A 12,227-nucleotide genomic window follows, 5' to 3' on the forward strand; every position below is an offset into this window, starting at 1 on the left:
AGAAATGGGAGTAGGTGAGTTTCCGAAAAATCAAATTACCGGAAAAGAACTTCGGGCCAAGCAAAAATTTAAAAAATACTTTTTTTAGGAATGGTCTTTACACAGGGCGGGCCTTTGGTTTTGTAAGGTAAGGATAAATGCTGGTAAGCGCTTGTTGCTCGAACCTGCCACCATTTTCAAAAATAATACGGGTTGGAAGCCTTCCTGTAGGTTTTTAAGTTTAGGATAGGTAGGCGTATCTGTATCTGCTTTATAGGCTATTGATCATTCATAAGAAAACTACGAAAGTCTATTTGTCCTACGGATTATGCTTTAAAAGCTTACCATAATTACAGCAAGCACGCCTGAACAATAGAAAAATTTAAAAAAACCGATAATAAAACCAGATTTTTGTTGGCCCCAGGTTTACCAGTAAATCTTTAAACTTATAAAACAATACCGTGGGTAGCATCTTTTTTGGCCGGAAACCGCGGATCGCCCCATTGCTCTTTCAAGTTAGTTTCGATGGTTAAGCTGATGGCCGTGAGCGGTACGTCTTCCAGGCGGTTTTCAAACGGGTCTTCGGAACGTTCGCCAATTAAATCGAGGCATAAAAATACAAATGAAATAATAACGGACAAAGGAATACTGGCCCAGCCGAGCTCTTCTACAAATACAAAGGGCAGCAGGGAAGCGTGAATAAACACAAACACCCGGGAGAAAAAGCTGTACTGCCGCGGGAAAGGCGTGTTTTTGATGCGCTCGCTCCGGCCTTGCACGTTGTTAAATTCTACTAACGTTTCTTCTAGTTTTATTAACCGGTAATCCGATAACCAGCCGTTATCTAAAGCAATGCGCATATCTTTGCCTTGCTGTTCCAGTAAAAAATTAGGTGGATTATTTTTTTGCGTAAAAATCTCGTATTCGTCCGAAGATAGAAAAGCTTGTGTATCGGAGTATTCGTTTGGTTCTTCGTAAATTTCTTCTTGCCCTTGTTGGTTGTATTGGTGTTTTTTGCGCAAAAATACCCGCAGCGCGTGCACGTACCCCATATGCCGGTAAACCATACGATGCTGTAATTCCCGGACAGCCGAATTTTGGTGCGGATTTTCCGCTTTAACCAAGGTAATTACCTGCCGGGCCCAGGCGCGGCTATAATTAACCAGCGATCCCCAGATTTGGCGCGCCTCCCACCATCTTTCGTACGCATTACTGGTTTTAAAACCCAGAAAAATGGCTAAAGCGGTGCTAAGAGCCGATATGGCGGTAAAAGGCACGTGTAACTCTAAAAGACTAAAATAATCGTGCAACAGAAAAACTACGAAAGCCAGTATTAAATAATACAGCATACTTTTCCAGGTGTAAAATAAAATTACGCTCCATTTTAAGTTTCGGTATATCAGCATAGTTTTAAAGTATATAATGCCTCTTACCGATTAGATAGCTTTTGGTTTTAAAAAAATACGTAAGGGCATCCGTAGTTAAAAAGGCTTACCGGTACTTTTCGGGCAGAATTGCTTATTTTTTGTTTTTCGGCAGCAAGCCTTGATTTTAAAAAAAACGGCTTGTCCCTGATGACCGTACTGGTTTAACGGCCAGATAATCCCGGATAGATTAACGAAACTATTAACAACAGATGCCAGAAAATAAGCCTACCGCTCCCGATACAGCAATCAGGTTAACATCGCCAAACCACACGCCGGTTAGCTTTAGCGTGCTTGTGCAAGAATCGCTTCATCAAAGCCCCGCAGGTTATACTTTTGAAGTTACCAGCCCAGATTTATTGTCGGGAGTAGGGAAAACATGTTTCTATTATTTAAACGGGAACGATCATTTGGCGTATTTAAATTTATTTGCAAAACTAGCCCGGGATTTTAACATGCGGCTTCCGCAAAACCGGCAGGAAAAACAAATAAAACCAACTTTTAAAGCACCGCTGCGAGCCGTTCTAAAAACCGCCGTGCATCCGGAAATTTTGTACGGTTACGGCGATCCGGCCGTGATCCGGGTAGATACAGCCGGCAGTTCCTGTTATTATGTAGTGGCTACCTCTAATGATGCCCCCAATGCTTTTCCATTGTTGCGATCGCGCAACTTGCAAGATTGGGAGTTTGTCAAATTTATTTTCCCGGCGGGTAAAACTCCCGAGTGGGCCACGGCCGGACCTTTAATCAGCGATTACTGGGCCCCCGAAATGCACCTGATCCAGAACCAGTATCATATTTATTTTGTAGCCCGCGACAAAAATACCCACGAGCTTTGTATTGGTAAAGCGCAATCTGACAATCCGGAAGGTCCATTTGTGCCGGATAAAAAGCCTGTTTTACGAGGAAACGTGATTGATCCGCACGTGTATGTACAGGATGCCGAAACCGCCTATTTGTATTGGAAAGAAGATAACAATGCCATCTGGCCGGGCCTGTTATTGGATGTGCTTTATCATCACCCAGATTTAATAGCAACATTATTCAACGAAGGTCCGGATCAGATAACTACGGCCTTTATTTGCACCTTGTGGCCTTGGGCCAAAGACCGGGAACCCATGGAGCGTTTTTTAATTACCCAAATAGTTATAGAGGCAGTAACAGAAAGGTATCTATTATTTTACGAGCAACTAGCAGCTTTAAGTCAATACCAAACTCCGGCTTTACAAACCCAAATCCGGGAAGTGTTACGCTTCATGAAAACTCCGGTGTACGCCCAGCAATTAGCACCGGACGGAAAAAGTTTGGTGGGGGAACGATTTAAAATTATTCAAAACGATTTGGCCTGGGAAGCGCATTTGGTGGAAGGCGTTTGGGTTACGAAACAAGGTACGCACTATTACTTGTTTTACGCGGGTAACGATTTCTCAACAGATCAATATGGCATTGGAGTAGCCATCGCCGATTTGCCGATTGGGCCTTACCGGAAAATGGCGGTTCCGGTGCTCCAATCTACCGCGGAGTGGTGGGCACCCGGTCACCCGTCGGTAGTAAAAGATCCGGCAGGTAAACCAGTTTTGATTTTACACGCTTATTATCCGGAGCAGGCCGGTTATAAAGAATTCCGGGCAATGTTAGCGGTAAATCTAATATTTAACCCCGATCACGTTTTATTGGCTTAAAACTTTCGATTAACTTCTTAAAAAATGTAAAAATTTAAAAAAATCAAGAAGCAGGCCAGTGGCGTAATGATCAAGTATTACAAAATGAATGATTTCATCTACCTGAAATTTAATGCCCCCGCTTCCCAATCTAATCAAATAATTGCGCGACCGGTTAAGACGCTTGTATGGAACGCACTTATAAAAGTATTAACCACCATCCTCCCAAAAGCAAATCCGGACTTTGAAGAATTAATCGAAAAAGTAGCGTTTTGGAAAATTGAGTTCATCAAAGAAGAAAGCGCGGTATACCGAGAAATTAAATTTAATAGAAATGGGAAAGCTATTGTAGCCATGCCGCTGGACGAAAATTATTGTTATTTTACAGATAATAGTTTACTGCTGCTTGATTACCAAAAATTTAAATCCACTCTAATTGAAGCAAAGGAGTTTGAGCAGGATTGGTGGGAGTTTATTAAAAATTAACAAGGACTAACCTAAACGTTGTAAAAAGTATATGTATGTTACGTGGGTTCGAGCTAAGCCCTTAACAACAAAAGAACATGCCTGTATTAGTCAAAATGATTAAAACGAGCGTGTTTCCCGTCTATTTAGAGTCATTCTGGAAGAATCTAACCGGTTACTTACGGGTTACATTCTTCCAGAATGACTCTAATAAAGAAGATTAGCTTATATTTCAAGTAGGCTTTGCTTAGCTCGAACGCACGTTCAGTAAGTACTTGAATTAAAATAAACAAAAGACTACGTTGTGCTGATTGATTTTCAGTGCTTTATGAAATGAACAACTAGCAACTACTTAGTTGCTAGTTTTTTATGATAACATAGCCATTAACTGATTTTCCAAGACCAACATCTGCAACACATAACTCTCCAAACCACGATTTAACAAATACAATAGATCCCGGGTAAAGAACGCTCACGCGAACTCTACTCGGAATGGCATCTTTTATAAGGTATCTTTATTCAATTAGATACAATAAATTTTTAGTTTAAAAAAGCCGCTATAATATTTGCCGGATCGCCTTTTTTTAAATTTTTTTATTTTTCAAGCTTCCCCCATCATTAAACCTTCAATGGTATGGGCCTGGTAGATCGGTTCCAGTTTATCTACCAAGCGGTAGGTGAGGTGTTTCTTTAACGCGTCGGGCAGTGTTTCGAAGTACGCGCGGGTAATCTGGAGATCGTGGCGCTCGGCGTTGTTGGCAGTAGGGGCATCTACGCCCAGCACCAGCGCCGGCCGCGGTTTATCAGAATAATTGGCCGTACCCCGGTGAATCGTGAGCGCCGACCGCGCGGAAATATCGCCCATTTGGGGCATTTTACGCTGGGCCCGTTCTTGGTATCGTGCGTAGCTTTCTTTAGCCGGAAACATGCCGTGGTCAAATCCCTCGGGTAAATCCCACTGGGTGCCGGGCGCAATTTCAAATGGACCCATATCTTCTAATACATCCACGGTAGTCAGGTTAAAAGCCAGCGAATTTAACCGACGACCCAAAATCGTGTCTTCCGGGGCCGGAAAATCCCGGTGCCAAGGCTGATCTACCGCGCCCGGATTCGGCACATCAAACCCGATTTCTACAATTTTGTAATTAAGACCCAGTACGGCGGTGCAAACGGCCGTTACCCACGGGTGTGTCGCTAATTCTACAAACCCCCGAATATTTTCCGGGTGAATTTCGACGTAGTGGCGTTTGGGGCCGCGACCAACGGCCCCACCGGGGCGTTTTAAGGCGTCTTGGTACAATACCCAAATATCTTCGTCGAGTTGCTGTACCCATTCCCGGCTAAAAGCACTCTTCAGCGCAATAATTCCATCGCCGTACAAACCGCCTATAATCTGGGCTACATCATAGGTAGCCAGAGCTATTTTTTTAAATTTTTCTTCCACCATAACCTGCTTTACTTACAAATGAAACCGATTCCCTTACATACCCCAAAAACAGCGGTACCGTTACGACAGCTACCTACTTAAATTTATGCGAAATGTAAATGATGCGGTAGTCTTATAATCTTTCTTTTAATAATACAGTAAAAATGTAATTGGGTGCTTACTAGCTTATTGAGTCTTTCTTGAAAAACTTTTATAAATTAGAAGAAGCAATTTACAGCCGGAGCAAGGAAGTAATAACTACAAATTTTAAAAACTCACGCTTTATGGCTAAATAATATTTTAAAAGTAAAACAAAAACTGGATAAACGAGTTTGAATACATAATTTTCAGATTAATTCATTATGTTTGAAGAGGTTTAACTAATCTCTAGTAAATCCAAAACTAATTTTTCAGAATTGTCACCAAATCAGCCGATAGCCATTTCAGAAGAAGAACTAGTAGCACGTCTTCGGGTGCCGGAAAATGCCGCTGTAACGCAATTGTACGACATGTATTCGGCGGCTTTGTACGGGGTAATTTTACGGATTGTAAAAGATACCGAAATAGCCGAAGATGTGCTGCAAGAGTGTTTTGTAAAAATTTGGTTGTCTTTTTCTTCTTACGATTCATCCAAAGGAAAATTATTTACTTGGCTTATAAATATTGCCCGAAATTTGGCAATTGATAAAATCCGTTCGCGACAATACCGCGTAGGTTCTAAAACACAAGCGTTAGAAAAAAGCCAGGTACAATACACCGCCGATACAAGTAGCTTTCGCCCGGAACATATTGGTTTAAAGGAGTTAACCGAGAAACTTAATCCGGAACAAAAGAAAGTAATTGATATGATGTATTTTGATGGATTTACGCAGAGTGAAGTGGCCGAGGAATTAGCTATTCCGCTGGGTACGGTTAAAACCCGGGCCAGAGCCGCCATTAAAGCATTAGGAAAATTTTTGAAATAAGTAATAAATAAATTGGATATTCAGGAATACATAGCATCCGGAGTATTAGAGTTGTACGCCACCGGACTTCTAACACCGCCCGAAAAGGCCGAAGTGGAACGTATGGTCGCACTTTACCCGGAAATTAAAGCAGAGTTGGATGCTATATCTGAAACACTAGATACCTACGCCCAGTTACATGCCGTTGAACCACCAGCTCATTTAAAAGAAAATATTTTAAGCAGAATAAATGCAAACCCAGGGTTGCCCGAGTATTCCGCAACAGATTCTGGGGAAAGTAATTTTAAGCAAATTCCTTTCTCGCCAGACCTGGATAATCCTGGTTTTGTTTCCCCGGTGCCGGTACGCTCGGTTAATAGTTGGTGGGCCATGGCGGCTACAGTTTTGCTATTAATAAGTGCCGGATTAAATTTTTATTTTTATCGTAACTGGCAAACTACCGAAAACCGCTACCAGGTAGCTTTAGCTACGCAGGAGAGCTATGCCCAGCAATTGCAACAAGTTAATCAGAAATACCAGGTAACCGCGGATGAACTGGCGGTAATAACCCACCGTCTTACGCAAAAGGTTAAGTTAAAAGGTGTTCCTAAATCGCCGTCTTCCTTAGCGGTGGTTTATTGGAATACCGAAACCAAAGATGTATTTGTAAAAGTGGCGGATTTGCCTAAGCCCCCGGCTAACCGGCAATATCAATTGTGGGCCTTAGAAAACGGCAAACCCATAGATGCCGGCATGTTAAGCGATCGTTCCGATTCTACGGCAGTTCAGCGCATGAAAGCCGTTAATCAGGCCCAAGCTTTTGCCATTACTCTGGAGCCGAAAGGCGGCAGCGTTAATCCTACTATGGCTGATATGTACGTAATGGGTCAGATTTAAATCCGACAAAAGAGCTGGTGGCTTCATTGCCACGTGGTATATTTGGGGCATGTTCCGGAAGTTTTTTTCTAACCTGTTTTTGCCTGATCAATCGTACCTGCTTATGCTGCTTGCTTTAGGTGTTTTTACCGGTGGGGTACTTTCCTGCTCTAACCCCTCGGACACCTTTGGCCAAGCCGATTATGGTCAAAATTTTAAATCGGCGTGGGCGCAAGATAAATTCTGGGACGACGGCTTAGCCGAAGTGGCTATTTACGAGGCACAACGCGTGGTATATAATAAATCGCGGCAGTTTGAATATACTTTAATTACGGTTAAAGAAGATTTTAACAAAGCTTTTAACGTTAAAACGGATGATTATCAACGGAAAGATCTGTTCCCGGTGATGAAAGTAAACGAATTTGCCCGCATACCCACCGATAATTACCCGTACCATTATCTAACCTCTTTATTTTTTAAAAGAGAAAATCCTTTAATACTTTATAAACTAACGAGTTCGTCGCAGGAATGGTGCGGCACTACTTTTAAGGCCATTAACCAAATAGGCAACTTTTTTAATTATCAATTTAATTCGTACTGGGATAACCAAGGAACCGGCGAGCTAAAATTAAAAAAACTGGCTTTATTCGAAGATCAACTGCCTTACACATTGCGGAGCCTTAAATTTGCCGAAAATTTAAAATTTTCGGCACCGGTTTACGAATTACAGCAAACGTCTAAAGCTACTCCACCACAGCTATACCAAGCGCAGTTTAAAGTTAGTCGCAGCTCCGATTCTAAATTTGCATCTGGTGCCTGGCTCGTTACCGTTCAATTAAATCCCGATAAACAAAGCCAATACTGGTTCGATACCCAGTACCCACACGCCTTATTGCGCCAAAAATCTTACGATGGCCGTACTTTAGAGTTAAAATCTATCCGGCGGTATGCTTACTGGCAGCATTAGAGTTACAAGTTGCAGGTTGCAGGCTGCAAGTTTAACCATTAGAAATAATGAAATAATAGAATCTAAGAATATAGCGCATCAACTTTAAAATAGATTCTTAACTTTCCAATTTTTAGTAAAAGCAAAACCTTTTAATTTAACAAGTTGCAATTTGTAACTTGTAACCTTACAACTTTTCAACTAAATGAACACGCATTTCCAACCAGATACCTTAAAATTTATTTCGGATTTAAAAAGTAACAATGACCGCCATTGGTTTCAGGAAAATAAGGTTCGCTACGATCAAGCGCGCGAAGATTTTTTGCAGTTTGTTACCGAGTGGATGAAAGGTATTGGTGCGTTTGATGCCAGTGTAAGCGACCAGCACGCAAAGGATATTGTTTTTCGGATTTATCGCGATGTGCGATTTTCCAATGATAAGCGTCCGTACAAAGATCATTTTGGCGCATACTTGGCACCGGGCGGTCGCAAATCGGTGTATCCAGGTTATTATTTTCATTTGAGTCCGGGTAACCAATCTTTTATGGGTGGGGGCTTGTGGATGCCCCCGGCCAATCACCTGAAAGCGGTACGGCAAGAAATAGACTATAATTTTTCGGTGTTTGCCAGTATCGTGCAGAATCCTGATTTTACGGGTTGTTTCGGCCGGGAGCTGGCCGGTGAAAAATTAAAAACAAACCCCAAAGGCTACGAAGCTACCAACCCAGCTATAAATTACCTGAAACATCGGAGTTGGGTAGCTACTCACTCTTTAACAGATAAGCAACTCGTTCAGCCAGATCTCTTAAGTCAATGCCTTACCATTGCTAAGACTTTATTGCCATTAAAAGATTTTTTACATCACCCCATGCTGGAAGTGAGTACCAAGGAATAATAGATTTAGGAGAGCAAAGCGGGAAACGCCTCTTTTTTTAAATTTTTTTGTTTTTTGTACTCGTAAATCAACCAACCAAATACCAAACTGTATTCCAAAGCGGTTAAATACAAGTTTTCGTGATAGCTGGCTGTTTGATAAGTAGCATACGACAATACCGCTAAACCCGACCACACGAGCGCATATCGGTAAAAGGTTAAAACGGACAATGCTACCAACGTAGTTAAATACCAGGGATGCACGGTGGTAGCTAAAAAAAGTATAAGCTAAAGGCGCCAAGCCAATAATCTGGCTGTTTTTCCGGAAGATTTTTCCGGCCTTTAAAAGCTACAATGCTTATTAACACTGCGGTAAGCAGCGATAAACTTGGTCCTAGAATAGCAATCGGATTGTAACCTGCCATTAAGCTGCCCAACCATCGGAAAAGGTAATAGATACTGGCATTAAACTCGAATTTTTGAAAATATAAGTTGATGCTTTGCCCAATGTTTAAAAGGATAGTCGGGGAGAAGAAAGGTACAAACAAAGCTACAAAACTGAACCCGGCCGCACTGCCAAATACCACAAACTTGCGCCAGCCCAGTTGCGCCAGAATTAGGGGCATTACTAGTAAAGGCACCAGTTTTACACTTACAGCCAAACCAAACAAAATGCCGGCAAAAAGTAGTTTTTGTTGCGTCATGAAATACCAACTACTTAGTAAAAAAAATAGCAGTAAAGCCTCAAAATGTAAATTTCCGGTAAGCTCCACTATTACCAATGGGTTTAAGGCATACCAGAGTACCTGTTTAGCGGTCTTATTATAATATTGAAGTAACTTTAATAAAATTCGGATGTTTCCTACTTCTGCTATCAGGATAGTTAAACGCATAATAACTACCAAAACCCAATTACTCTCGGGCGCTAACCAGGCGCTGGCTGCAAATATAAACTGGCACACTGGCGGGTAAACGGAATAATATTGCGGTGAATTTAGCTGATGGTACAATTGCGGATTAATGCCCGGAATTTGTTCCGGTAACTTCAGATAATAGGAAGGTAGTTGTTCAAATGGATTAATACCAGCCGCTAGTAAACGGCCATCCCAAATAAAACGAAAATAATCATCGGATAAGGTTGGCCAGGAAAACAAGAACAAAAAGCGAAAAAAGAAGGCCGTTAATAATGCAATTTTTAAAAAAAAATACTTATTAGTACCAAATTTAACGTAAGCTCCAAAAGCCAGCGCAAATAAAAATAGCACATGGGAGAAGTGGGTCCGTTCTGTAACATACCCGAGACTTACGTAAGCCGCAACTGATACGAGTACCAGAAAAATAGCAGATGTTGTGCGCGCCATAGTGTTTAGCGGCTGTGTTTAACAGTCAGGAAAAATACTCCACCAAAGCCCAGCGTAAGCATGCTATGAAAAGGCAGCAATCCATAGCGCTGCAAGTAAAAACCAAACAAGATTCCGGCTAAGAAATACAAGGCCAAAATACCTTCCAGCAGCATCAGAAAGTTGATAGAAGCGGTACGGTACAAATTATTTCGCCAGGGATCGGAAGCTTTTTGGATGTTAAATTTAGGAGTCCGGATAAAAGGAGTTTTTTTGCCGGCATAGCCCTCCAGCACGGCAACAGTATTGTGCAACGATAAACCCATGGAGAAACACAAAAACCAGAAAAAACGCGGGCAAAATTGCAACCAGGAAGCTGCTTGGTTAGGACTAGAACAGCGGAAAGAAGTCCAGTAAAATGCAATTAAACTCGCCAGACTAATTAAAAAAAGTTCTTGCGATAAGAAATAAGCTTGTAAATGCGGATAATAATCCGGAATAAATAAGATGGGTACACTCAGTAAAGCCAGCAGGAACACACAAACAAAAACACTGCTGTTACCTAAGTGAAATAAGGCGTGTATTTTCGTTGACCAGGGTTTATTGGATTGGAAAACCGGGCCTAAGTTTTTACGGGCATTTTCCGCCGCGCCTTTGGTCCAGCGGTACTGCTGCGATTTGATTGCCGGCATGGTAACTGGTAACTCCGCGGGAGCAATAATGGGTTCCAGGTACCGGAACTCCCAGTGGCGTAACTGCGCCCGGTAACTTAAATCCAGGTCTTCGGTGAGCGTATCGGTCTGCCAGCCACCGGCATCCAGGATGCAGGTTTTTCGCCAAACGCCGCCCGTACCGTTAAAATTTATAAAATAATGCCCGCAACTGCGCCCGGTTTGTTCCACCGTAAAATGGGCATTTAAGCCAAAGGCTTGTAGTTTCGTGAGTAAAGAATAATTGCTGTTTACATGACCCCACCGGGTTTGTACTAATCCTACTTCTGGATTTTTAAATTTTATAAGGGTTTGCTTCAAAAAACTAGGCGCTGGTAAAAAATCAGCATCAAAAATAGCGATAAATTCTCCAGTGGCCAGATTTAAGCCGTACTCCAAAGCACCCGCTTTATATCCCGTGCGTTCCGGCCGGAGTACTTGCGTTATATCAAATCCTTGCGCTTGGTAAAAAGCAACCTTGGCAGCTACCAGATCACGCGTAATATCATTTGAATCGTCCAGTACTTGAATTTGTAATTTTTCTAAAGGATAGTCTAAAGCCGTAATGGCATCAATGAGCCTTTCAACTACATACTGCTCGTTATAAACCGGTAATTGCACGGTAACAAAGGGCAAAGTATTTGGTAAATAAAGCGGAAAATCCGGAAAATCTTTTTTCTTATTTGCGCACCGATAGTACAAAAAGGTTAAATGTAACTGAATTAAGCTGTAGCAAAATACTAAAATCAGGCACAAACCATACACTACTACCAGAAGCAAAGCCAAAGTACTCATCACTTATAAATATCGGAAAATAGTGGTGATTATTTTGTAGCCGGCCAAAAAGGTGCCTTTAACAGTACCCGAAATTTTAGAAAAGCCAATTCTTTTGCGGTAAGTTACCGGCACTTCTACGCAGCGTAATTTTAATTTAGCGGCTTTTAACTGCATTTCTACCGTCCAGCCGTAGGTGCGGTCCTGCATGTTTAGTTGTACCAAAGCATTGGTCCGAATAGCCCGGAAAGGTCCTAAGTCGGTAAAGGCGGCTCCGTAGAATAGTTTTAACAAATTGGTAGCTAACCAATTGCCAAAAATTTGCTGCGGCAACATGGCGCCTTTTTCCCGGTGACCCAAAGCGCGGGAGCCGATTACTAAATCAGCCCGATTATCCAAAATAGGTTGTACCAACAAAGGCATTTCTTCCGGATAATCCGAAAAATCACCGTCTACAAAAACAATAATGTGGGGCCTAGCCTGTTCCGGCTTGGCTAAACAGTATTGGATGCCGGATAAACAAGCATTTCCGTATCCCGGCTTAGGTTCAAACAAAACGGTAGCACCGGCGGCTTGGGCTACCAGGGCAGTCTGGTCCGTAGAATTATTATTGACCACAATTATTTCGGTTACTAGTTCCTGCGGAATAGCTGTAATTACTTGTTTTATAGATTTTTCTTCGTTGTAAGCCGGAATAATAACGTGAATAAGCCGCATGCCAACAAAGGTAAGACAATGTACAGAAGAATAAATAATAGTAATTCCGAAACCAGATCTCAGAATAACGGTTACATAATTGTTAAAAGGCA

12 protein-coding genes are annotated in these 12,227 nt (G+C 41.9%); 6 read left to right on the forward strand and 6 right to left on the reverse strand.

The window, feature by feature from the left end:
* Window positions 1–425: 425 nt before the first annotated feature.
* Window positions 426–1,385: a bestrophin family protein gene (locus tag AHMF7616_RS06755; RefSeq protein ID WP_115372195.1), complete on the reverse strand. Its 960-nt coding sequence runs from the start codon at window positions 1,383–1,385 to the stop codon at window positions 426–428.
* A gap of 230 nt (window positions 1,386–1,615) precedes the next feature.
* Here AHMF7616_RS06755 and AHMF7616_RS06760 point away from each other — a divergent pair, with 230 nt between their 5' ends.
* Together AHMF7616_RS06760 and AHMF7616_RS06765 are read left to right on the forward strand one after the other, a co-directional pair.
* The gene (locus tag AHMF7616_RS06760; RefSeq protein ID WP_199474143.1) at window positions 1,616–3,085 is read left to right on the forward strand and encodes a family 43 glycosylhydrolase; all 1,470 of its coding nucleotides are present in this window, start codon (window positions 1,616–1,618) and stop codon (window positions 3,083–3,085) included.
* Between the two features lie 84 nt (window positions 3,086–3,169).
* The gene (locus AHMF7616_RS06765) at window positions 3,170–3,550 is read left to right on the forward strand and encodes a hypothetical protein (protein ID WP_158546113.1); all 381 of its coding nucleotides are present in this window, start codon (window positions 3,170–3,172) and stop codon (window positions 3,548–3,550) included.
* A gap of 580 nt (window positions 3,551–4,130) precedes the next feature.
* Here the strand turns inward: AHMF7616_RS06765 and AHMF7616_RS06770 are convergent.
* Entirely contained in the window at window positions 4,131–4,976 is an 846-nt protein-coding gene (locus AHMF7616_RS06770; RefSeq protein WP_115372197.1) for a phytanoyl-CoA dioxygenase family protein, read from the reverse strand.
* Window positions 4,977–5,371: 395 nt separating this feature from the next.
* On the opposite strand from AHMF7616_RS06770, the gene AHMF7616_RS06775 reads away from it, so the two are divergent.
* From AHMF7616_RS06775 to AHMF7616_RS06790, 4 genes are all read left to right on the forward strand, one after another.
* Window positions 5,372–5,920 (forward strand): RNA polymerase sigma factor, encoded by a 549-nt coding sequence (locus AHMF7616_RS06775; protein ID WP_115372198.1) that lies wholly within the window; start codon window positions 5,372–5,374, stop codon window positions 5,918–5,920.
* A gap of 12 nt (window positions 5,921–5,932) precedes the next feature.
* A complete protein-coding gene (locus tag AHMF7616_RS06780; RefSeq protein WP_115372199.1) occupies window positions 5,933–6,796 on the forward strand; it encodes an anti-sigma factor in 864 nt (287 codons plus the stop codon).
* Window positions 6,797–6,845: 49 nt separating this feature from the next.
* Complete coding sequence (locus AHMF7616_RS06785; protein ID WP_115372200.1) at window positions 6,846–7,742, forward strand: hypothetical protein; 897 nt, start codon at window positions 6,846–6,848, stop codon at window positions 7,740–7,742.
* 184 nt (window positions 7,743–7,926) lie between these two features.
* Complete coding sequence (locus AHMF7616_RS06790) at window positions 7,927–8,616, forward strand: DUF2461 domain-containing protein (protein WP_115372201.1); 690 nt, start codon at window positions 7,927–7,929, stop codon at window positions 8,614–8,616.
* 5 nt (window positions 8,617–8,621) lie between these two features.
* Here AHMF7616_RS06790 and AHMF7616_RS06795 read toward each other — a convergent pair whose 3' ends face one another.
* Genes AHMF7616_RS06795 through AHMF7616_RS06810 form a run of 4 tightly spaced genes read right to left on the reverse strand, consistent with a single transcriptional unit; the run spans window position 8,622 to window position 12,135 of the window.
* On the reverse strand, window positions 8,622–8,858 hold the full coding sequence (locus tag AHMF7616_RS06795; RefSeq protein WP_147275622.1) for a hypothetical protein: 237 nt from the start codon (window positions 8,856–8,858) through the stop codon (window positions 8,622–8,624).
* Window positions 8,859–8,866: 8 nt separating this feature from the next.
* Entirely contained in the window at window positions 8,867–9,955 is a 1,089-nt protein-coding gene (locus AHMF7616_RS06800) for an MptA/MptB family glycosyltransferase (protein ID WP_115372203.1), read from the reverse strand.
* Window positions 9,956–9,960: 5 nt separating this feature from the next.
* A complete protein-coding gene (locus AHMF7616_RS06805) occupies window positions 9,961–11,439 on the reverse strand; it encodes a cellulose synthase family protein (RefSeq protein ID WP_115372204.1) in 1,479 nt (492 codons plus the stop codon).
* A gap of 3 nt (window positions 11,440–11,442) precedes the next feature.
* On the reverse strand, window positions 11,443–12,135 hold the full coding sequence (locus AHMF7616_RS06810; RefSeq protein WP_115372205.1) for a glycosyltransferase family 2 protein: 693 nt from the start codon (window positions 12,133–12,135) through the stop codon (window positions 11,443–11,445).
* Window positions 12,136–12,227: the final 92 nt, after the last annotated feature.

The organism is Adhaeribacter pallidiroseus (genome assembly GCF_003340495.1).
Lineage (GTDB): Bacteria > Bacteroidota > Bacteroidia > Cytophagales > Hymenobacteraceae > Adhaeribacter > Adhaeribacter pallidiroseus.

What these genes read in the sequence shown, in the direction of transcription:
- AHMF7616_RS06785 (WP_115372200.1), top strand. Translation starts at nt 6,846, where the DNA reads ATGTTCCGGAAGTTTTTTTCTAACCTGTTTTTGCCTGATCAATCGTAC.
- AHMF7616_RS06770 (WP_115372197.1), bottom strand. Translation starts at nt 4,976, where the DNA reads ATGGTGGAAGAAAAATTTAAAAAAATAGCTCTGGCTACCTATGATGTA.
- AHMF7616_RS06760 (WP_199474143.1), top strand. Translation starts at nt 1,616, where the DNA reads ATGCCAGAAAATAAGCCTACCGCTCCCGATACAGCAATCAGGTTAACA.
- AHMF7616_RS06800 (WP_115372203.1), bottom strand. Translation starts at nt 9,955, where the DNA reads ATGGCGCGCACAACATCTGCTATTTTTCTGGTACTCGTATCAGTTGCG.
- AHMF7616_RS06765 (WP_158546113.1), top strand. Translation starts at nt 3,170, where the DNA reads ATGAATGATTTCATCTACCTGAAATTTAATGCCCCCGCTTCCCAATCT.
- AHMF7616_RS06810 (WP_115372205.1), bottom strand. Translation starts at nt 12,135, where the DNA reads ATGCGGCTTATTCACGTTATTATTCCGGCTTACAACGAAGAAAAATCT.
- AHMF7616_RS06805 (WP_115372204.1), bottom strand. Translation starts at nt 11,439, where the DNA reads ATGAGTACTTTGGCTTTGCTTCTGGTAGTAGTGTATGGTTTGTGCCTG.
- AHMF7616_RS06755 (WP_115372195.1), bottom strand. Translation starts at nt 1,385, where the DNA reads ATGCTGATATACCGAAACTTAAAATGGAGCGTAATTTTATTTTACACC.
- AHMF7616_RS06790 (WP_115372201.1), top strand. Translation starts at nt 7,927, where the DNA reads ATGAACACGCATTTCCAACCAGATACCTTAAAATTTATTTCGGATTTA.